Annotated in this window: 17 protein-coding genes; 10 read left to right on the top strand and 7 right to left on the bottom strand. The window is 69.7% G+C overall.

Going from position 1 to position 19,917, the window contains the following annotated elements:
- Positions 1–306 precede the first annotated feature (306 nt).
- Entirely contained in the window at positions 307–585 is a 279-nt protein-coding gene (locus NFC98_RS17990) for an XRE family transcriptional regulator (RefSeq protein WP_086508322.1), read from the bottom strand.
- Between the two features lie 406 nt (positions 586–991).
- On the opposite strand from NFC98_RS17990, the gene NFC98_RS14635 reads away from it, so the two are divergent.
- The 8 genes from NFC98_RS14635 to NFC98_RS14600 all read left to right on the top strand — a co-directional run bounded on the left by NFC98_RS14635 (position 992) and on the right by NFC98_RS14600 (position 10,330).
- On the top strand, positions 992–2,431 hold the full coding sequence (locus NFC98_RS14635) for an APC family permease (RefSeq protein ID WP_254275656.1): 1,440 nt from the start codon (positions 992–994) through the stop codon (positions 2,429–2,431).
- Between the two features lie 161 nt (positions 2,432–2,592).
- Positions 2,593–3,573, top strand: a complete 981-nt coding sequence (glaH, locus tag NFC98_RS14630; protein ID WP_254275655.1) for a glutarate dioxygenase GlaH — start codon at positions 2,593–2,595, stop codon at positions 3,571–3,573.
- Between the two features lie 85 nt (positions 3,574–3,658).
- Positions 3,659–4,855 carry an L-2-hydroxyglutarate oxidase gene (lhgO, locus tag NFC98_RS14625; RefSeq protein WP_254275654.1) on the top strand — a complete coding sequence of 399 codons (1,197 nt, stop codon included), beginning with the start codon at positions 3,659–3,661 and terminating at the stop codon, positions 4,853–4,855.
- 163 nt (positions 4,856–5,018) lie between these two features.
- The gene (locus NFC98_RS14620; RefSeq protein WP_254275653.1) at positions 5,019–5,978 is read left to right on the top strand and encodes a TAXI family TRAP transporter solute-binding subunit; all 960 of its coding nucleotides are present in this window, start codon (positions 5,019–5,021) and stop codon (positions 5,976–5,978) included.
- Positions 5,947–6,504, top strand: coding sequence for a DUF1850 domain-containing protein (locus NFC98_RS14615; protein ID WP_254275652.1), 558 nt, complete (start codon positions 5,947–5,949; stop codon positions 6,502–6,504). Before NFC98_RS14620 ends, NFC98_RS14615 begins: the two co-directional genes overlap by 32 nt.
- A gap of 10 nt (positions 6,505–6,514) precedes the next feature.
- Entirely contained in the window at positions 6,515–8,539 is a 2,025-nt protein-coding gene (locus NFC98_RS14610) for a TRAP transporter permease (protein ID WP_254275651.1), read from the top strand.
- Positions 8,540–8,676: 137 nt separating this feature from the next.
- A complete protein-coding gene (gene purE / locus NFC98_RS14605) occupies positions 8,677–9,183 on the top strand; it encodes a 5-(carboxyamino)imidazole ribonucleotide mutase (protein ID WP_254275650.1) in 507 nt (168 codons plus the stop codon).
- 22 nt (positions 9,184–9,205) lie between these two features.
- Positions 9,206–10,330 carry a 5-(carboxyamino)imidazole ribonucleotide synthase gene (locus tag NFC98_RS14600; protein ID WP_254275649.1) on the top strand — a complete coding sequence of 375 codons (1,125 nt, stop codon included), beginning with the start codon at positions 9,206–9,208 and terminating at the stop codon, positions 10,328–10,330.
- Between the two features lie 81 nt (positions 10,331–10,411).
- On the opposite strand, the gene NFC98_RS14595 is transcribed toward NFC98_RS14600, so the two are convergent.
- Together NFC98_RS14595 and NFC98_RS14590 are read right to left on the bottom strand one after the other, a co-directional pair.
- A complete protein-coding gene (locus NFC98_RS14595) occupies positions 10,412–10,963 on the bottom strand; it encodes a DUF2231 domain-containing protein (RefSeq protein WP_254275648.1) in 552 nt (183 codons plus the stop codon).
- Positions 10,960–12,354 (bottom strand): ethylbenzene dehydrogenase-related protein, encoded by a 1,395-nt coding sequence (locus tag NFC98_RS14590; RefSeq protein WP_254275647.1) that lies wholly within the window; start codon positions 12,352–12,354, stop codon positions 10,960–10,962. Before NFC98_RS14590 ends, NFC98_RS14595 begins: the two co-directional genes overlap by 4 nt.
- Positions 12,355–12,524: 170 nt before the next feature.
- Between NFC98_RS14590 and NFC98_RS14585 the strand changes: the two genes are divergently transcribed.
- Entirely contained in the window at positions 12,525–13,817 is a 1,293-nt protein-coding gene (locus NFC98_RS14585) for a ferric reductase-like transmembrane domain-containing protein (RefSeq protein ID WP_254275646.1), read from the top strand.
- Complete coding sequence (locus NFC98_RS14580) at positions 13,814–14,650, top strand: cytochrome b5-like heme/steroid binding domain-containing protein (protein WP_254275645.1); 837 nt, start codon at positions 13,814–13,816, stop codon at positions 14,648–14,650. Before NFC98_RS14585 ends, NFC98_RS14580 begins: the two co-directional genes overlap by 4 nt.
- 7 nt (positions 14,651–14,657) lie before the next feature.
- On the opposite strand, the gene NFC98_RS14575 is transcribed toward NFC98_RS14580, so the two are convergent.
- The 4 genes from NFC98_RS14575 to NFC98_RS14560 form a co-directional block, all read right to left on the bottom strand.
- The gene (locus tag NFC98_RS14575; RefSeq protein ID WP_254275644.1) at positions 14,658–15,464 is read right to left on the bottom strand and encodes a TraX family protein; all 807 of its coding nucleotides are present in this window, start codon (positions 15,462–15,464) and stop codon (positions 14,658–14,660) included.
- Positions 15,465–15,566: 102 nt separating this feature from the next.
- The gene (locus tag NFC98_RS14570) at positions 15,567–17,783 is read right to left on the bottom strand and encodes a cation-translocating P-type ATPase (protein ID WP_254275643.1); all 2,217 of its coding nucleotides are present in this window, start codon (positions 17,781–17,783) and stop codon (positions 15,567–15,569) included.
- An 80-nt stretch (positions 17,784–17,863) separates the two neighbouring features.
- Complete coding sequence (iadA, locus tag NFC98_RS14565; protein ID WP_254275642.1) at positions 17,864–19,012, bottom strand: beta-aspartyl-peptidase; 1,149 nt, start codon at positions 19,010–19,012, stop codon at positions 17,864–17,866.
- 77 nt (positions 19,013–19,089) lie between these two features.
- A complete protein-coding gene (locus tag NFC98_RS14560; protein ID WP_254275641.1) occupies positions 19,090–19,875 on the bottom strand; it encodes a transporter substrate-binding domain-containing protein in 786 nt (261 codons plus the stop codon).
- Positions 19,876–19,917: the final 42 nt, after the last annotated feature.

Here is a 19,917-nt window from a genome sequence, read left to right as displayed (position 1 = left end):
GCCTGGGTGTCGCGGGGGATCGCCCTGCGACAGGAAGAAAGGGGGTGACACCGGAGAGATTAGCTGCGACCAAGGTCGAGGGTCTTGATATGCGTCAAGGGAAGGTTAGCAAGCTCTTAATACTCCCTTAATGTAGGCATAACTGACTGGTAAGAAAGGGAAAAGCTATTCGAGGCGAAGAAAAAAACAAGGGCGGATCCGCGAGGGAAGAGGGCGGAGTATGGCCCGAAAACCATCACGCCCCACCGGTGGTCCGGCGGGGCATGATGCAAGAAAGGCTTCAGACGGCTTGCCGCGTCGGCGGCGTCAGTGCGCCGTGGGGTGTGGATCGATGGTGCGATGCAGAATCTGCAGCTCGTCGACCGAGAGGTGCTCCAGGCGGCCAGCGAGCAGGTCGCTGACCTTCTGTGCCGGCAGGCCGGCGCGGCGGGCGATCTCTCGGCATCCCAGATCCGACACGGCGATCAGCCGAGTCACGATGCGCATGAGGCGTGTACGTTTTTCCAGGTCCCTGACGTCGAGGTCAGGGCTTCTTCGCGGGGGGTCGAGAAGGTCCGCGCTTTGGGTATGACGTGCAGTACTCATGATGCTCCAGTGGGCGATTGCGACAAGCACACTATGGGGGCTCTTTGGCGATTTTGCCAGTGTCGTTTCGATGATCCTTTCGTGGCATCGCGCCCCGTTTCCGGCCGGGGGCGTCCGGCATGTCGATGTGCAGAATATCGAACTGCTGCACCGCGGCAGTCAACGGCGCTTCCCCGTCGCCGGCAGCGGATTCAACGCTGGCGGTTTCTTTTGTATAGCAATGATTTTATTGTCTTATCTCTGTTCTCCAGGGCGCGGGGATCCGCCTCGATCGCGTTCCTCGGACGAATGTCTAGTACGGATATCTTGAACATCGGCTTGCTCGTTAGCACCGCGTTAACTATTTTTGTCGACGTTTCCGCGAAAAATATTCATTCCGACAAGACGGCTACAACGAGAGGATGACATGAGCAACGACGATTCGACGCAAGGCCAGCTGACGCGCGTGCTGGCCCGCAAGGATGTGCTGGCCCTGGCCTTCGGCGCGATGATCGGCTGGGGCTGGATCGTGCTGACCGGCAGCTGGATCCAGTCGGCCGGCAGCCTCGGCGCCATCACGGCCTTCCTGCTGGGCGGCCTGGTCATCGTGCTGGTCGGCCTGACCTATGCCGAGCTGGCCTCGGCGATGCCCCAGGTGGGGGGCGAGCATGTCTACAGCTACCGGGCCATGGGCCACTTCGCCTCCTTCCTCTGCACCTGGGCCATCACCCTGGGCTACGTGAGCGTGGTGGCCTTCGAGGCCGTGGCGCTGCCCACCGTGGTGGAGCACCTCTTCCCGAACTACGCGGTGGGCCACCTCTGGACCATCGCCGGCTGGGAGGTCAAGGCGACCTGGGTGGCGGTCGGCGTGGCCGGCTCGGTGGCCATGATGTGGGTGAACTACGTGGGCATCCGCACCGCGGCGCTGCTGCAGAAGGTGGTGACGCTGCTCATCCTGGTGGTCGGCATCATGTTCATCACCGGGGCGCTGTTCGAGGGCGAGCGGGCCACCATGGAGCCGCTGTTCAACGTCCGCGAGGGCGTCATCGGCGGGGTGATGATGGTGATCATCATGGTGCCCTTCATGTTCGTAGGCTTCGACGTGATTCCCCAGGCGGCCGAGGAGATCAATCTGCCGTTCCGCGAGATCGGCCGGGTGCTGATGATCTCGGTGATCCTGGCGGTGTTCTGGTACTCCTTCATCATCCTGGGCACCTCGCTGATGCTGGACCCGGAGGCCCTGGCCGCCAGCTCGCTGGCCGTGCCGGACGCCATGCAGGCGGCCTTCCAGGCCCCCTGGGCGGGCACCCTGATGATCCTGGCCGGGATCGCCGGCATCGTCACCAGCTGGAATGCCTTCTACGTGGGCGGCTCGCGGGCCATCTATGCCCTGGCCCACTCCGGCATGCTGCCGGCCTGGCTGGGCAGGCTGCACCCGAAGCATCGTACGCCCACCAACGCCATCCTGGTGATGGGCCTGCTCTCCTGCATCGCGCCCCTCTTCGGTCGCCCGGCCCTGGTCTGGCTGGTGGTGGCCGGCGGGCTCGGCATCGTGACCGCCTACCTCTTCGTGGCGATCTCCTTCGTGGTGCTGCGTAGACGCGAGCCGGAGATGGAACGCCCCTTCCGGGTTCGCCACGGCAAGCTGGTGGGGGCGCTCTCGGTGATCCTCTCGCTCTGCCTGATCGGCATGTACCTGCCGGGCAGCCCGGCGGCGCTCTCTTCGGTGGAGTGGGTCATGTTCGCCGGCTGGATGCTGATCGGCCTGGCGCTCTACGCCTGGTCGCGGGCGCGCTACGGCACCGCCTACAGCGACACCATGATGAACCGCGAGCTGGCCGGCGCGGATCCCTACCCGGGACGTTGACCCCAGCCCCTCCCTCGGGCTCCAGCCCTCGAACCGCAGCCCCGGCCCCGTGCCGGGGCTGCGTCGTCAAGGATACCCGACAGCCGGGGATTATTTTTGACAAAGATCATTAATGTAGATATTTTTAGATTGTATCTACAATCAATGCCGGAGACCCTGACATGACCGCACTGACCCAGCTTCCCGCCGTTGCCATGCCCCTGCCTGCCGACATCCGCGGCTTCACCCTGGCTCCCTCGGCCCAGTCGCCGCGGCTGCTGCAGCTGACCGTGGGCCGGGAGGTGGTCGAGGCCTTCCTGGCGGCCGTCGCCGAGTGGCCGGTGCAGGCGCTGGAGTACAAGTCGATGCTGCGCTTCCGCGTGGCGAAGATCCTCGATGACCTGTGCGACAACACCCTCCAGCCGGTGCTGGTGAACACCCTGGTGGACCGCGCCACCGGTGGCCTGCAGGTGACCCCCGAGGGGCTCGGCTCCGTGGCGCAGGCCGATGAGATGGTCAAGTTCGCCACCGCCGTGGCCCACCTGATGGGGCGCTCCAACTTCGATGCCATGAGCGGGCAGTACTATGCGCGCTTCGTGGTGAAGAACGTCGACAGCTCGGACAGCTACCTGCGTCAGCCGCACCGGGTCATGGAACTGCACAACGACGGCACCTTCGTCGAGCAGGACACCGACTACGTGCTGATGATGAAGATCGACGAGCAGCACATGGAAGGCGGCAACTCCCTGCTGCTGCACCTGGACGACTGGGAGGACCTGGAGCGCTTCTTCGCCCACCCGCTGGCCCACCGGCCCATGCGCTGGACCGCGCCGCCCAGCAAGAACGTCGCCAGGGACGTCTTCCATCCGGTGTTCGACGTGGACCGCGAGGGGCGGCCGGTGATGGCCTACATCGACCAGTTCGTGCAGCCCAGGGACTTCGAGGAGGGCAACTGGCTGACCGACCTCTCCGAGTCGCTGGAGACCAGCCCGGCCATCGTCTCGCTGCCCAATCCGGTGGGCAGCTTCCTGCTGATCAACAACCACTTCTGGCTGCACGGCCGCGACCGCTTCACGCCGCACCCGGAGCTGCGCCGCGAGCTGATGCGCCAGCGCGGCTACTTCACCCATGCCAAGACCCTGCGCGACCCGCGCCAGGCCTGAGGGCGTCGCCGCGAGCAGCGAGTGACCCCGACGAGGCCACGCCCTGCGCCCGGCGTGGCCCTCTGACCGAAGGAGCGAGGACGGCATGCACGATTTCATCATCGTCGGCGGCGGCATCCTGGGGATGTCCACCGCCATGCAGCTGCAGCGGGCCTATCCGGATCGCCGGATGCTGCTGCTGGAGAAGGAGAGGGGGCCGGCGCAGCACCAGACCGGCCACAACAGCGGCGTGATCCATGCCGGGGTCTACTACACCCCGGGCAGCCTCAAGGCGCGCTTCTGCCTGGCCGGCAACCGGGCCACCGTGGCGTTCTGTCAGGCCCACGACATTCCCTATGACACCTGCGGCAAGCTGCTGGTCGCCACCAACGACCTGGAGATGCAGCGCATGAAGGCGCTGTGGGAGCGCACCGAGGCCAACGGCCTGGAGCGGGAGTGGCTGGGGCCCGAGGCGCTGGCCGAGCGCGAGCCCAACATCACCGGGGTGGGGGGGATCTTCGTGCCCTCCAGCGGCATCGTCGACTATGCCGAGGTGACCCGCGCCATGGCCGCCGAGTTCGAGCGGATGGGCGGCGAGGTCCGCTACGGTGTCGAGGTCGCCGGCCTCGAGGAGCGGCGCCAAGAAGTGGTGGTAAAGAGCCGCCAGGACGAGTTCACCGGCCGCTATCTGGTGACCTGCTCGGGGCTCATGGCCGACCGGGTGATCCGCCTGCTGGGCCGGGACCCGGGCTTCACCATCTGCCCCTTCCGCGGCGAGTACTACCGGCTGCCGGAGACGCACAACCGCATCGTCAACCACTTGATCTACCCGATTCCCGACCCCTCCATGCCGTTCCTCGGCGTGCACCTGACCCGGATGATCGACGGCGGCGTCACCGTGGGGCCCAACGCGGTGCTGGCCTTCAAGCGCGAGGGCTACCGCCGGCGAGACGTCTCGCTCACCGACCTGGCCCAGATGGTCACCGACCCGGGCATCCTCCGGGTGCTGGGCAGGAACCTGCGCCCGGGCCTGGCGGAGATGAAGAACTCGCTGCACAGGCGCGGCTATCTCGAGCTGGTGCGCAAGTACTGCCCGAGCCTGACCCTCGAGGACCTGGAGCCCTGGCCGGCGGGGGTGCGCGCCCAGGCGGTCTCCCGGGACGGCCGGCTGGTGGATGACTTCCTGTTCGTCAACACGCGGCGCACCGTCAACGTGGGCAATGCGCCGTCGCCGGCCGCCACCTCGGCCCTGCCCATCGGCGCCCATATCGTCGAACAGGTGAAATCCCTGGTGGAGGGCTGAGCGGCCGGGACGACCCTGGTGGAATTGCCGAAAGAAACCAGGAACGTAGAAATATAAGCGTTGGCCTCTCACGCTGGGGCCATGCTAGGTTTCCCTGCAGGCGTTGACCCGCACGCGCCGCTCACAAGCAGACAACAATCGGGTTCCAGCCCGGAGGATTGCCATGAAAGCCATGAAGTACGCCGTCGCCGCCTCGCTGATCGCGACGGCCCCGTTGGCTGCCGCTCAGCAGCTCTCCATTGCCACCGGCGGTACCGGCGGCACCTACTATCCCCTCGGCGGCGGCCTTGCCGAGCTGATCAACAACCATATCGAGGGCGCCAGCGCGGTGGCCGAGGTCACCGGCGCCTCGGTGGAGAACATGGGCCTGGTGTGGCGCGGCGATTCCGACCTGGCGCTGGCGCTGGCCGACACCGTCTACCAGGCGCACAACGGCACCGGTGATTTCGAGGGCCGCCAGCTCGACAACATCCGTGCCCTGGCCTCCGTCTATCCCAACGCCGTGCAGCTGGTCACTCTGGCCGATTCCGGCGTGGAGTCCCTCGAGGACCTGCGCGGCAAGCGCGTCTCCGTGGGGGCGCCGGGCAGCGGCACAGAGCTCAACGCCCGGGCCCTGCTGGAGGCCAACGGCATCAGCTACGACGACTTCACGCCCCAGCGCCTGAACTTCAACGAGACCGCCGACGCCATCCGCGACGGCGATATCGACGCCGGCTTCTGGAGCGTGGGGCCGCCCACCAGCTCCATCCTCAACCTGGCCACCACCCGCGACATCCGTCTGATCGGCCTCTCCGACGAGGAGGTCGCCAACGCCCGCGAGGCGGAGCCGGTATTCGCGCCGTACCGCCTGCGCGCCGACCTCTACGAGGGCATGGACGAGGCGGTCCAGACCATCGGCATCCCCAACGTGCTGGCGGTGAGCAGCGAGATGGATGACGACCTGGCCTACGAGATCACCCGCATCCTCTTCGAGTACACCGACGAGCTGATCGCGGTGCACCCGGCGGCCAACGACACCACCGTGGAGTTCAGCATCGATTCCACCCCGGTCCCCTTCCACGACGGCGCACTGCGCTACTACGAGGAGATCGGTGCCGAGGTCCAGGACCACCAGCGCCCGTAACCCGATCGAGCCGGGCGCCGCGATGCGTACCGCGATCCTGACCGCAAGCCGCCGTGCCCTCGGGCCGGCGGCTTTGCTGCTGTGCCTGCTGCCCGTGTCGGGACTGGCCGCGGCCGAGGGCTGGCTGGAGGTGCATGCCGACGATGGCCGCCTGATCGCCGCGCTGCCGATGCCCGAGGGGGAGGCCTGGTGCCTGGAGTGGAACCACTCCGTGGCCGGCTTCCCGGTGCTCGACTGCTATCGTCACCGCGACGGGCGCATGGTGCTGGAACGCAGCCACCTGCCGGATTTCGCCGCCGGCCTCGACCATATCCCCGGCCGCGGCCGCCAGGTCTCGGACGGGGAGGGCGGGTACTGGATCGAGGAGCTCGACGAGCCGGTGCCCGGCAACCGCTATCGCCTCCGGGTCGGATCCCCGGAGGTCAACCATCGACTGCTGCACGAGGGGCGTCGGCTGAGCCTGAGCGACCAGGCCGCCGGCGAGCGGGTGACGATCCACCTGCAGACCTCGGCGACCACACCCTGACGAGACGCCCATGAGCGATTCTGCCAAGTCCACCGTCACCGCGCCCGAGGTCACCGTGCCCGGTGGCAATGCCATCCAGCCACGGCCCGTTCTCTGGCTGATCACCCTGGTGGCGGTGGGGCTCTCCCTGTTCCAGCTCTACTCCGCCGGCATCCAGCCGCTGGGGCTGTTCTACCAGCGCAGCATCCACCTGATGCTGATCATGCTGCTCGCCTTCCTGATGTTCCCGGTCTTCGGCCCCCACCGGAAGCGCGGCCTGCTGGGTTGGGCCATCGACCTGGTCTTCTTCGCCGGGGCCCTGCTCACCGGGGGCTACCTGGTGCTCTACCTCGACGAGATCATCGGCCGGGCCGGCTTCTGGAGTCAGACCGACATCGTGGTCGGCTGCATCGCCACGGTGACCGTGCTGGAGGCGAGCCGCCGCGCGGTGGGCCTGGGGATGACCATCATCGGGGCCATCGCCATCGCCTACGCCTTCGCCGGTCCCCGTGGCGAGTTGCCCTGGCTGGGGCAGTGGCTGCCCGGCATCCTCGAGCACCGCGGCTACAACATCGACCGCGTGGTGGGCCAGCTCTACCTGGGGCAGGAGGGCATCTTCGGCCTGCCGCTGGGGGTGGCGGCCACCTATATCTTCGTCTTCGTGCTGTTCGGCGCCTTCCTGGAGATCACCGGCGCCGGCAAGTTCTTCATCGATCTGGCCTATGCCGCCACCGGGCGCCAGCGGGGCGGCCCGGCCAAGGCGGCGGTCATCGCCTCGGCGGGCATGGGGTCGATCTCCGGCAGCGCCATCGCCAACGTGGTGACCACCGGCGCCTTCACCATCCCGCTGATGAAGCGGCTGGGCTACAAGCCCAAGCAGGCCGGGGGCATTGAGGCGGCGGCCTCCACCGGTGGGCAGATCATGCCGCCGCTGATGGGCGCCGGGGCCTTCCTGATCGCCGAGTACACCCGGGTGCCCTACCTCGAGGTGGTCAAGGTGAGCATCCTGCCGGCGATCATGTACTTCTCCACCGTCTACCTGTTCGTGCACATCATCGCCCTCAAGCAGGGCATGCAGGGCATGGCCAGGAGCGAGCTGCCCCAGGTGCGCGACGTGATGGCGGCCGGCTGGCACTTCCTGCTGCCGCTGGCGGTACTGGTGTGGCTGCTGGTGATGAACATGTCGCCGATGCGGGTGGGCTACTACGCCATCGTCACCATGATCGCGGTGGCGGTGCTGCGCTACGCGGTGTGGTTCCTGTTCATCGCCCCGCGGCAGGGCCAGACGGTGACCCTGGCCGGCATCGGCACGGCGCTGTGGGCCGGCTGGACGAAGTTGGTGCAGGGGCTGGAGCTCGGCGCTCGCAATGCCGTGGCGGTCTCCATGGCCTGTGCCGTGGCCGGCATCATCGTCGGGGTGGTGGGCCTGACCGGCCTGGGGCTGAAGTTCTCGGCCATGATGATGGCCTTCTCCGGCGGCAACATCGTGCTGGCGCTGGTGATGGTGCTGCTGGCCAGCCTGGTGCTGGGCATGGGCCTGCCGGTCACCGCGAGCTACATCGTGCTGATCGTGCTGGTGGGGCCGGCGCTGACCGCCGAGTTCGGCATCCCGCTGCTGATCGCCCACCTGGTGGTGTTCTGGTACTCCCAGGACTCCAACGTCACGCCGCCGATTGCCCTGGCCGGCTTCGCCGGGGCGGCCATCGCCGGCAGCAAGCCCATGGAGACCGGTTTCCAGGCCTGGAAGTTCGCCAAGGGGCTCTACCTGATCCCGATGTTCATGGTCTTCAACCCGGAGATCATCATGGGCGGGCCCTGGCCGGTGCTGATCTGGAACGGGGTGATCGCCATCCTGGCGCTGGGGGCCTTCGCCGCGGCGCTGGAGGGCTATCTGTTCACGCGGATGTCGTGGCTGCCGCGCATCGCCATCGCCGGCGCCATCGTGGCGGTGTTCTGGCCCGATCTGCGGATCGAGATCATCGGCGCGGCGGTGATGGCGGTGGCCATCGGCGGCAACTGGCTGGCCAGCCGGCGCGAGGCGGCAGCCGTGCGGTAGCGCGTGAGGCGGTGACGACGGCAGGCTCTCCGGCCTGCCCGGATGGTCAAGATGACGGGGGAGGGCCGCACGGCTAGAATGTGCGGCTTTCCTTTCCGCACCCTTTCCGCACACAGGCAGTTGCCGAGGAGCAGTCCATGCAGTCCGAACAGTCGCCGAAGGTCGGCGTGATCATGGGGTCGAAGTCCGACTGGCCGGTGATGGAACACGCCGTGGCGATGCTCGAGCGCCTGGGCGTGCCCTGCGAGGCCCGCGTCGTTTCCGCCCACCGCACCCCGGACCTGCTGTTCGACTACGCCAAGTCCGCCGCCGAGCGGGGGCTTCAGGTGATCGTCGCCGGCGCTGGCGGGGCGGCCCACCTGCCGGGCATGGTGGCCTCCCAGACCGCGCTGCCGGTGCTCGGCGTGCCGGTGGAGTCCAAGGCGCTCAAGGGCCTGGATTCGCTGCTCTCCATCGTGCAGATGCCCGGCGGCATCGCCGTGGGCACCCTGGCCATCGGCAAGGCCGGCGCGACCAACGCGGGCCTGCTGGCCGCCCAGATCGTCGGCCTGCAGGACGAGGAGGTGCGCGCCGCGGTGGAGGCGTTCCGTGCCGAGCAGACGCAGACGGTGCTCGACCACCCTGACCCCCGGCCCGACGAGTGAGGAGTAGGTTATGGAAACAGCCATGAATATCGGCGTCCTGGGTGCCGGCCAGCTCGGCCGCATGCTGGCCCTGGCCGGTTACCCGCTGGCCAACCGCTTTACCTTCCTGGATACCACCGGGCATCCCAGCGCCGGCATCGGCGAGGTGATGATCCACACGGACCAGCACCACCTGCTCGACGACTTCCTCTCCAGGGTCGACCTCGTCACCTACGAGTTCGAGCACCTGCCGGTCTCGCTGGTCCAGGCCATCGAGGAGGTGAAGCCGGTCTACCCCTCCAGTGAAGCGATTCGCGTCTGCCAGAACCGCGCCGAGGAGAAGGCGCTGTTCGACCGCCTGGGCATTCCCACCCCGGCCTATCGCCTGGTGGAGCACGCCGACGAGCTCGAGGCCGCGGCCCGGGAGCTCGGCTGCCCGGTGGTGGCCAAATCGGTCACCGAGGGGTATGACGGCAAGGGCCAGGCGGTGATCCGCGACCCCGCCGAGGCCGCGGCGGCGTGGCGCTCGATCAACCACCCGAAGCTGATCGTGGAGTCCTTCGTGGACTTCGTGCGCGAGGTGTCGATCATCGCCGTGCGCGGCCGCGACGGCGAGGTGGTCTTCTACCCCATGGCCGAGAACCAGCACGTGGATGGGATCCTGCGCTACTCCGTGGCCCCCATGCCGGACCTGGACGACAGCGTGCAGCAGATCGCCGATGGCTATATCCGCGCGCTGCTCGACGAGCTCGACTATGTGGGGGTGCTGACCCTGGAGCTCTTCCAGTGCGCCGACGGCAGCCTGCTGGCCAACGAGATGGCGCCCCGGGTGCACAACTCCGGCCACTGGACCCTGGACGGGGCGGTGACCAGCCAGTTCGAGAACCACCTGCGGGCCATCCAGGGGCTGCCGCTGGGCGACACCGCGGCGCGGATGCCCACCTGCATGGTCAACGTGATCGGCCGCGAGGGCGACCCGGCGGCGATCCTCGCCCTGCCGGATGCCCACCTGCACCGCTACGACAAGAGCGAGCGCCCCGGGCGCAAGCTGGCGCACATCAACCTGGTGGCGCCGACCCACGAGGCGCTGATGGAGCGGGTACGCGCCTGCGCCGCGCTGCTGCCCGAGGCCCCCGAGCCTCGCTTCAGCTTCGAGCAGCCCGCCTGACCGACGCACCTTCCCGCAACGCAAGCGGCCCCGCCAATCTGGCGGGGCCGCTTGCGTTGCGGGTCGTGGATGGAGGGGACGTCAGCCGCTGCTCCGCTGGCCCTTCAGGCCGAGCACCCCCGCCGCGATGCCGATGATCGCCATCACGGCAGCGACCCACAGCGGGCTGTAGAAGGTGGTGTAGACCTCCCAGCCGGTCAGGCCCAGCAGCGTCGAGAAGTGGGTGGGTGCCCCCACCAGGTGGCCGCCCAGGGTGCCGGTGGTGGCGAAGAACAGCCCGCCGAGCAGGGCAAGGATCACCAGTGCCCAGCGGCGGGCGCCGTCGAAGGCGGCCTCGCCGGCCTTCCACACCAGCACGGTGAGCATGGTGAAGATGCCCAGCGACCAGAACGCCATCAGGATATGGTTGCGCGCCAGGGGGCTCGAGAGATTGGCCTCCAGCGGCCAGACCAGGAAGCCGGCGATGATGGCCGCCAGGGCCCCCAGTAGACCGAGCACCAGCACCGGCAGCAGGGCGGCGCGGCTGAGCTCGGCCAGCCGACCGGGCAGCAGGGCGCCGACCAGGATCATCAGGGTGGCGAGTGCCCAGAACCCCAGCGGGAAGTGGACGAGCATATGGTGAAGGCCAGTCATGAGCGGTCTCCTTGGTGAGTCGGGCGGAAGGCGGGCAGCAGGGCGAGGGTGACGCCGAGCATGGCGATCAGGCCCGCGATCAGCGTCATCAGCCAGCGCGTGGTGATGGCGTCGTTGAACTCCATCTCCACCCCGTAGAGGGCGAGCTGGCGCTCGCTGTGGCGGGCCCGCACCGGCGTGCCCTCGGCGATATTCTCGGCGCCGGCATGGGCGCGGCTGATCAGCAGCGGCCAGTTGACCTGTCCGGGATAGAAGAGCGTCACCTCCATCCAGTCGTCGGACCAGTCCGGCGAGCCGCCCTGGACCCGGGTGGCGGTGAGGTCGGCATCGTCGCGCCCCAGGCCCAGTGAGTAGGGGTGGGAGACCTTGTGCCAGCGGCCACCGGTGGCGTCGCGGTGTACCGCGAAGGCCACCGAGTAGAGTCCCTGGTCGCGCAGGATCTTGTCGTCCAGGGGACTGCCGGTGTCCAGCGCCCGGGCCAGGGTCACGTCCCAGTAGCCGTCGACCCAGCGCCCCTCGCCCTGCACCCGGATGTCGCCCCGGGAGCCGGCCGGCTCGCGCAGCAGGCGGTAGGGGATGGCGTCGCCCTCCTGCCAGTCATGCTCCGGGTCGAAGGGCACCGCGAAGGCCTCGGCCAGGTAGTAGTCGCCGTCGAAGTCCAGGGTGCCGGACGCAATCTCGTCCCAGCGCATGGCAACCCGGTCGGTGAGCTCCGGTGAGAACATCCACAGCGGCTCGCCGGCATCGCCGTCCCAGTTGGTGGAGTAGGGGCTGCGCCCCTCGTCGCCGCTGCGCGCCTGACCGACCCACTGGTCATCCGAGACCTCCAGCGGGTTGGAGCGGTGGGCACGCCAGTGCCAAAGGTCGAGGAAGTAGCCCGCCTCGCGCTGGGCGTCGATGACTGCAGCGTCCTGGCGGCTGGCCCAGTCGCCCAGGTCCATGCGGGTCGCCGGCAGCGACTTGGTGACCTCCTCGGGGGCCTCGTCGGTGAAGCCGGCGGCGCCGGCGCCCACGGTGAGGTAGCCGCCGTAGCGGCCGAACTGGGGCACGCTGCCGTCATCCATCAGCATCGTGACGCGGTCCTCGTGGAGGCCGTCGGGCTCGGAGCCCGGCACGGCGCGGCCCTTGCGTACCCACTCGCCCCCCTCGTTGACCAGCACGTCGTGGTGGATGCCGGGGCGCTCGGCCGGCCAGCGATAGCGGAAGAAGACCTCGTCATCGCTGTAGGCGGCCTGCACCTGCAGCGGCATGGTCAACTCCTCGGGAATCGAGATGTTGCGTTCGGGATCGTTCTCGACCACCCCGGTGCCCTGGGTGATCCAGGCCAGTCCGAAGGCGATCGGCAGCCCGAGGACCAGCCAGGGCCCCGCGCCCTTGTCGTGACTCGCCATGTGCGTACTCCTGCTTCAGGTAAATTAATGTTGTTGTCCGGTTGAGTATGGACCCGTTCCTTCGATATTCCCTGATGCAGGTCAAAGGTAGTGTGACAACGCGTCGCAGTCCTTGAAGGCTGGCGTCGATCGGCGACACTGATAGGCAGTTCTCGGCAGGGGGAGGGGCGATGCGACGATGGCCGAGGCCGGGCGATACCGCCCTGGTCATCCTGCTGCTGCTGCCGCTCGCGGTGGCGCTGCCGCGGCTGGGGGGGGGCGCCGGCCCGCCCGAGCTGTGGCTGACCTGGGTGGGAAAGGTGACCGGTATCCTGGGGCTCGCCATGATGCTGCTGGCCGGGGCGGTGAGCTGCCGGGTGCCGGGTTTCGATCGCCCCTTCGGCGGGCTGGCACGGCTCTGGCGGCTCCACCACTGGCTGGGCTTTGCCGCCTTCATCCTGGTGATGGTCCACGCCCTGGCGCTGGGGCTCGCGGCGGTGCCGGCCTCCCTGGACGCCGCGGTGGCGACCCTCTTCCCTCCGCTCTCCGTGGGGTCGATCTGGCTCGGCTGGCTGGCCTGGGTGGCGCTGGTGGTGTTCCTGGCGCCCACCTTCGACTTCTTCGGCCAGCCCCACTACCAGCGCTGGAAACGCCTGCACCTGGTCTCGGCGGCGGCGCTGCTGCTGGGCCTGTGGCACGCCCTGCTGCTGGCCGGCGAGGCCTGGCCCTGGTGGCTGCTCGGCATCGCCGGGCTCGGCGCCATTGCCTGGCGCAAGGGGGTGGCGCCACGGCAGCGGCACGCCTATCGCATCGAGGCGGTGGAGCCCCTGGCCCGGGGTGTGGTGGAGCTCGTGCTGCGCCCCGAGGGGGGCGGCATCCGCCACGAGGCGGGGCAGTTCGTCTACCTTTCGCCGCTGGACGAGTCGCTGGCCGCCGGGCGCGGCGAGGAGCATCCCTACACCATCGCCTCGGCGCCCTCGGACTCGCGCCTGCGCATCGGTATCAAGGACCTGGGCGACGCCAGCCATGCCCTGCAGGCGGTGACGCCGGAGACCCGGGTGCTGGTCGAGGGACCCTATGGCGACTTCTTCGGGCGCCGCTTCCCCGAGCGCGACATGCTGTGGCTGGGCGGCGGCATCGGCATCACCCCCTTCGTCGGCGGCGCCCGTGACCTGGCGACGGGGGCGGGGCCCGGAGGGCACGTTCACCTGTTCTATCTCGCCAACGACGAGACGCGGGCCTACTACCGGGAGGAGCTGGAGGCGATCGCCGAGCGGCATGCCGGCTTCACCTTCACCGCCCACTTCTACCGGGATCTTGGGCCGCTGACCGAGGCCTTCCTGCGCGAGCACTGCCCGGACTTCACCGCGCGGGAGATCCACCTCTGCGGCCCGCCGGCCATGAACGCCCACCTGCAGCGGCTGCTGGCCGAACAGGGGGTGCCCGCCTCACGTATCCACAGCGAGGTCTTCGACTTCCTATGAGCATGAACAAGATCGCCTACTCCGTGTTCATCGCCTTCGTGGCGAGCCTGGCGACCCTGGTCTCGATCCAGGCGCTCTCGAGCAGCGACCACGACGCCGCCGACGACGATCTGGACCCCGTCACCCTGGAGGAGCTGGCCGCGCATGACGGCGCCGAGAGCTGCTGGAAGGCCATCGACGGACGGGTCTACGACATCACCGACTACCTGCCCCATCACCCGACGCCCGAGGCGGTGATCCTGGAGTGGTGCGGCAAGGAAGCCAGCGAGACCTGGCACAACAAGCGCCCCGGGGTGCCGCACAGCCCGCGGGCCGAGGGAATGCTCGAGGAGTATCTGGTCGGACGCCTGGTGGACGAGGCGGGCTCGCCCGAGGCCGCCGCCCGGAGCGACGAGGCGGGTAATGGAGAGGCCGCTGGCGCGTCGGCGCGTCTGTCGCCCGCCGAGGATGAGCGCCTGCATCGGGCGCTGCTGGGCCTTCCGCTGGAAGGTCGCTACCGCGGCGTGTTCGGCGACGGGGGCGAGATGCAGGTCAACGTCCAGTTCGACCTGCGCGATGGCCGGCTCTCCAACGTCAGCTACCGCCACCTGGCCTATCGCGGCGTCGACTACCGCGCGCTGGACGAGGAGGACGATCTCTACCCGGTGTGGGTCCAGCACCAGCAACTCGCCGAGGGCCTCGAGGGCGAGCCGCTGACCGCCATCTTTGCCCTCTACGAGCCCGAGCGGCTGGCCGAGGACATCGACGGCTACAGCGGCGCCACCCTGCGCGGCAACAAGGTCCACTCGGCCTTCCGCGACGCCCTCAACCGCGGGGTCTACAGCTGGCCCTGAGGCCGATTTAGCCAATCCCGCCGAGCCCCCCGGCCCACCAGAGCCAGAGGGCCATCAGCGCGAAGTGGCCGGGGTACCAGGTCAGCCACAGCCGGCGCGGCATGGCGGTCGGCACCCGCGGGGTGAGGCGATCGGCCCCGGCGGCCAGCAGCAGCACGGCGAGGCAGGTTGCCACGGTGAATGACTTGGCCATGTCCGAGGCGTTCATCTGGCCGGCCACCAGCAGCAGAGGCACGGCGGCGGCCGTCGCCAGCAGCCGTTCGCCGAGCGTGTCGCCGGCCCGGTTCAGGTGGTGCATGGCGACCATGAACAGCGGGACCAGCAGCAGGCCCTCATGGCCATACTCGACCCAGTCACCGAGCAGGGCCCAGATCGCCAGGGACGCCGCGGCCCCCAGGGCCAGCCAGTGGCCCTGCCGCTCCCCCCGGCGATAGCGGTCGGCCTGGTCGCGGAGCCAGGCCCCCCAGGCGAGCCCTGCCGCGAGGGTGAAGCAGACGTTGAGGATGAAGGCATCCGAGGCGCGGGGCATCAGCATGTAGGGCAGCTGGGCGACCAGGCCGATCACCAGGATGCGCCGGGCGTAGCGCAGCGGGTTGCGGGTGTTGAACAGCCCGTGCCAGGCGACCATGGCGGCGAACAGCGGGAAGGCGATTCGCCCCAGCGATGAGCCGGCCCAGCCGAGGTCCCAGGCGTCGGGCAGCACGTAGCGGGTGAGGTGGTCGAGGGTCATGGTGGCCAGCGCCAGCCACTGTCCCCAGCCGGTCCAGGCGGAGGAGGGGTGGCGGGCAGCCGGCATGGCGGCCTGAAGGGTCATCGTGGACTCCCTGTGGTGATGACAGTAGCCATGGACCCGCCCCGGGTCCTCGGGTTCCCTGCCGGCAGGCAGTCCCGAGGCCCCGGAAGCGGCCAGGAATCATCACACCTTCGGGCGAGGCGCCGCTGCTGGCGCCGCGCGCAGCAGCCGCAGGCCGTTGGCGACCACCATCAGGCTGGCGCCCATGTCGGCGAAGACCGCCATCCACAGGGTGGCATGGCCGGTGAAGGCCAGGACCATGAACACCGCCTTGATGCCCAGGGCCAGCACGATGTTCTGTACCAGCACCGAGCGCGTGGCGCGGGAGAGGTCCAGGAAGGTCACCAGGCGTCGCGGGTCGTCGTCCATCAGTGCCACGTCGGCGGTCTCGATGGCGGCGTCGCTGCCCAGGGCGCCCATGGCGAAGCCGATGTCGGCGCGGGCCAGGGCCGGGGCGTCGTTGATGCCGTCGCCGACCATGCCGGTGGGGCCCTCGGCGACGCGGGCCTCGATGATCGCCAGTTTCTCCTCCGGCAGCAGGGCGCCATGGGCCTCGTCGATGCCGGCCTGGCGGGCCACGGCGGAGACGCTTCGGGGGTGATCGCCGCTCAGTACCAGGGTGCGGATGCCGCGCCGGTGCAGCGCTTCGATGGCCTCGCGGCTCTCCTCCCGGAGCGGGTCGGCCACGGCGAACAGGGCCAGGGCGCGCGCCTCCTCGCCGAGGATCACCAGGGTCGCTCCCTGTTCCCGGGCCGCCTCCAGCCGGTCCCGCAGGGCCGGGCTGGCGGCGCCGAATTCCTCGGCCAGGCGCAGGTTGCCCAGCCAGGCCCGGTGCCCCTCACGGGTGGCGGTGACGCCGCGCCCGGGACGCTCGTCCACCTCGGTGACCTTCAGCGGGGCGATGCCCTCGGCCTCGGCCGCGCGAGCCAGCGCCGCGGAGACCGGGTGGCCGGAGCGTGTTGCCAGCCCGGCGGCCAGGGCGCGCAGCGCATGGCGTCCGGCAGCGTCCAGGGTCTCGTCGAGGGGCTGCCAGTGGTGTTGGGCCGGCTCGCCCCGGGTGAGGGTGCCGGTCTTGTCGAAGGCCAGGGTGCGCAGGCGGTGGCCCTGCTCGAGGAAGGTGCCGCCCTTGATCAGGATGCCGGCGCGGGCCGCGGCGGAGAGCCCGCTGACGATGGTCACCGGGGTGGAGATCACCAGCGCGCAGGGGCAGGCGATCACCAGCAGCACCAGGGCGCGGTAGATGCCCTCGAGCCAGCCGACCCCGAACAGCCAGGGCCAGGCGAGGCCCACCAGCAGGGCGATGGCGAACACCACCGGGGTGTAGATGGCCGCGAAGCGGTCGATGAAGCGCTGGGTCGGGGCACGCTGCCCCTGGGCCGCCTCCACGGCGTGGATGATGCGCGCCAGGGTGGTGTCGGAGGCCGGGCGGGTGGCGCGGCAGGTGAACTCGCGGCCCTGGTTGACGCTGCCGGCGAACACGCTGTCGCCGGGCGCCTTGTCCACCGGAAGGCTCTCGCCGGTGATCGGCGACTCGTCGAGGGTCGGGTGGCCGTCGACCACCTCGGCATCCAGCGCCAGCCGCTCGCCGGGACGCACCCGCAGCAGGCTGCCCGGGGCCACCTCGCCGGCCGCCTGCGCCACGACGCGGCCATCCGCCTGGAGCACACCGGCGGTCTCCGGGGCCAGGGCGAGCAGTTCGCGGATGGCATTCCGTGCCCGGCCCAGGGAGCGCGCCTCGATGCGCTCGGCCAGGGTGAACAGCACGATTACCATGGCGGCCTCGGCCCACTGGCCGATCAGCAGGGCCCCGGTCACCGCCACGCTCATCAGGGCGTTGATGTTGAGGGTGCGGTGGCGCAGCGCGATGAAGCCCTTGCGCCAGGTGGGCAGGCCGACCATGGCGATGGCCGCGAGGGCCAGCAGGGCGGGCAGCCAGGGGGTGCCCAGGCCGAACCAGTCGCTGCCCTCCGCGACCAGGGCGATTACCGCAGCGCCGCCAAGCTTCCACCAGTTCTCGCCCCTGCTGGGCGCCTCGCTGCGCCGGGCCGTGTCCAGCGGCTCCGGAGTCATGCCGGTGGCGGCGATGCGCCGGCGAACCTGCTCCTCGTCGGCATCGCGGTGGTGCACCGTCAGCACGCGTCCCATGAGGTCGAACTGCAGCGCCTCGACCCCGGGGGTGCCCGCCAGGGCGCGGCGCAGCAGGGCCTCCTCGGTGGGGCAGTCCATGGCCGCGATGCGCAGGCGCAAGGCGCGGGTGCCCGGCGGTGGCACCCGGGGACCGGTGGCGGAGGGCTCGCTGGCGCTGCCGCAGCAGCGGGTGCAGGGCGTCGGTTCGCTCATGTCTGACCTCGGCGGCGGGGGAGGCCCCATCTTACGCCGCCCGGCCGGCCGGGATGAAGCGGCGCCGCGGGCGATGAGGCTCAGTCGCGCCGGTGGAGGCGGCGGCCCAGCGCCCAGACCTCATCGATGGCCCAGCCCTCGTCGGCCAGCACCAGCAGGTCGGCGTCGTGGCCGGCCGCGAGGCGGCCCTTGTGCGGCAGCCCCAGGGCATCGGCGGCATGGGTGCTGGCCATGCCGATGGCCCGCTCCAGGGGGATGCCGTGGTCGTTGACGCACTGGCCGAGCACCGCGAACAGGCTCGAGAGGCGCCCGGGCTCGAGGCCGACGAAGCGCCCCCCGGCATCGAAGCGGGGCAGCGAGGCGTTGGCGTCCGAGGAGAGCGTTACGCGCCAGGGATCGACCCGGGCATGCAGGGCACGAGCCACCGCCTCGGCGGCGGCGATCTCGCCGTCGGCCAGCAGCGCCGCGGTGGTGCTGGTGGTCAGGTCGATGCGCCCGCCCTCGCGGGCGAAGCGCACGCCGTCCTCGAACAGCGCCTGGGTGCGGTTCACGTGGGTCGGCAGGAACTGGCTCAGCGGGATGGCCGTGGTGCGAGCCACCTCGCGCAGCGGCTCCAGGTGCGAGGGTGCATCGCCGGTATGCACGAAGACGATGCCCGCCTTGCCGGCCAGCATGCCGGCGGTGCGTGCCTCGGCGGCCAGGCGGGCGAGCTCGTGGGTCGAGGGCTGCGAGCCGCGGTGGTCGCTGATCGCCACCTCGCCCACGCCGATGAATTCGGGAATGAAGAGCATGTCGTTGCCCACCGAGCCGGTAAGGGTCACCGGGGGCAGCTGGTAGGAGCCGGTGTAGGCGAGAGTGGTCAGGCCGCCGGCGGCCAGTTCCCTCGCCTTGCCCAGCAGGCCGGCCGGGGTGCGGGTCAGGGCATCGGTGCCCAGGGCCCCGACCAGGGTGGTGACGCCGGAGGCGACGGCCTCTTCCAGAGCCAGTTCCGGGGTGCGGGTGCCGAAGCCGCCCTCGCCGCCGCCGCCGGTGAAGTGCACCAGCGGGTCGACCAGGCCGGGGATCACCCGGCGGCCGGCCAGGTCGATCACCTCGACGGCGGGACCGGTGACGGGCAGCGGCTCGCCGGCCGGCACCACGGCGGCGATGCGCCGGTCGGCGATCAGCAGGTGGCAGAGGCCCTGCGGCTCGGGGGCGAAGAGGCGGGCGTTCTTCAGCAGGGTGAGCATGGCGGCTCCTGGTGGTGAAGGGGGCGTGGCGGCACGCCGGCGCCGGGCCGACGTGCCGGGGGAGCGGTGGGCGCCGCTCAGAGCTTGATGTCGTAGTTGAAGTAGCGCGCCATGATCGCGTCGTAGGTGCCATCCTCCTTGAGGGCGGCCAGCGCCTCGTTGAAGCGCTCGGCGAGCTCCCTGTCGCGCTTGCGGAAGGCCACGCCTACGCCCTGGCCGAAGATGTGCTCGGGCTCCTTGATGAAGTCCCTGACGCGCTGGAATCGCGTGTCCTCGGCGTCCAGGTCCATGCTCGACTCGGCCACCGGGGCGTCCAGGAAGGTCAGGTCCAGGCGCTCGGCGCGCAGGTCGGCGAGCACGTCGTCGCCGCTGGTGTAGCGGCGGATCTCCACCAGGTCGCCGTAGAGCTCGGAGACGTAGTTGTCCTGGAGGGTGGCACGCTGCACGCCCACCACCAGGCCCTCGAGGCTGTCGCGGTCCTCGATGTCGATCTCGCGATCGCGCAGGCTGAACCAGGCGCTGGGGGTGGTGTAGTAGGGATCGGAGAACAGCACCTGGCGGGCGCGCTCCTCGGTGATTGCCATGGAGGACATGATGCCGTCGTAGTTGCGGGCCAGCAGGCCGGGAATGATGCCGTCCCAGTCCTGCTCCACCCAGACGCAGGTTGCGTCGAGGTAGTCGCAGACGGCTTCGCCGAGCTCGATCTCGAAGCCGGCGAGCTCGCCGTCGGCCTGGCGGTACATGAAGGGCTCGTAGGGCAGGTCGATGCCCAGCCGAATCTCGGCATCGTCGCTGGCCTGGGCGGTGCCGGCGGAGAGGCCGGCCACGAGGGTGGCGGCCAGCAGCAGATTGACGTGACGCATGAGTCTTCCTCCCGGGAAGGTGGTGTCGTGACGCGGGTGTTC

Source organism: Halomonas sp. 3H (genome assembly GCF_024206005.1).
In the GTDB taxonomy this organism is placed as follows: Bacteria; Pseudomonadota; Gammaproteobacteria; order Pseudomonadales; family Halomonadaceae; genus Halomonas; species Halomonas campaniensis.
Note: the sequence above shows the minus strand (reverse complement) of the source record. Positions and strands in the feature narration are given on the sequence as shown.

Bases quoted from the DNA above. Each gene is read 5' to 3' on its own strand.
- NFC98_RS14560 (WP_254275641.1), bottom strand. From the start codon at position 19,875: ATGCGTCACGTCAATCTGCTGCTGGCCGCCACCCTCGTGGCCGGCCTC.
- NFC98_RS14600 (WP_254275649.1), top strand. From the start codon at position 9,206: ATGAATATCGGCGTCCTGGGTGCCGGCCAGCTCGGCCGCATGCTGGCC.
- NFC98_RS14635 (WP_254275656.1), top strand. From the start codon at position 992: ATGAGCAACGACGATTCGACGCAAGGCCAGCTGACGCGCGTGCTGGCC.
- NFC98_RS14620 (WP_254275653.1), top strand. From the start codon at position 5,019: ATGAAAGCCATGAAGTACGCCGTCGCCGCCTCGCTGATCGCGACGGCC.
- NFC98_RS14570 (WP_254275643.1), bottom strand. From the start codon at position 17,783: ATGAGCGAACCGACGCCCTGCACCCGCTGCTGCGGCAGCGCCAGCGAG.
- lhgO (WP_254275654.1), top strand. From the start codon at position 3,659: ATGCACGATTTCATCATCGTCGGCGGCGGCATCCTGGGGATGTCCACC.
- NFC98_RS14610 (WP_254275651.1), top strand. From the start codon at position 6,515: ATGAGCGATTCTGCCAAGTCCACCGTCACCGCGCCCGAGGTCACCGTG.
- glaH (WP_254275655.1), top strand. From the start codon at position 2,593: ATGACCGCACTGACCCAGCTTCCCGCCGTTGCCATGCCCCTGCCTGCC.
- purE (WP_254275650.1), top strand. From the start codon at position 8,677: ATGCAGTCCGAACAGTCGCCGAAGGTCGGCGTGATCATGGGGTCGAAG.
- NFC98_RS14580 (WP_254275645.1), top strand. From the start codon at position 13,814: ATGAGCATGAACAAGATCGCCTACTCCGTGTTCATCGCCTTCGTGGCG.
- NFC98_RS14585 (WP_254275646.1), top strand. From the start codon at position 12,525: ATGCGACGATGGCCGAGGCCGGGCGATACCGCCCTGGTCATCCTGCTG.
- NFC98_RS14590 (WP_254275647.1), bottom strand. From the start codon at position 12,354: ATGGCGAGTCACGACAAGGGCGCGGGGCCCTGGCTGGTCCTCGGGCTG.
- NFC98_RS14575 (WP_254275644.1), bottom strand. From the start codon at position 15,464: ATGACCCTTCAGGCCGCCATGCCGGCTGCCCGCCACCCCTCCTCCGCC.
- NFC98_RS14595 (WP_254275648.1), bottom strand. From the start codon at position 10,963: ATGACTGGCCTTCACCATATGCTCGTCCACTTCCCGCTGGGGTTCTGG.
- NFC98_RS17990 (WP_086508322.1), bottom strand. From the start codon at position 585: ATGAGTACTGCACGTCATACCCAAAGCGCGGACCTTCTCGACCCCCCG.
- iadA (WP_254275642.1), bottom strand. From the start codon at position 19,012: ATGCTCACCCTGCTGAAGAACGCCCGCCTCTTCGCCCCCGAGCCGCAG.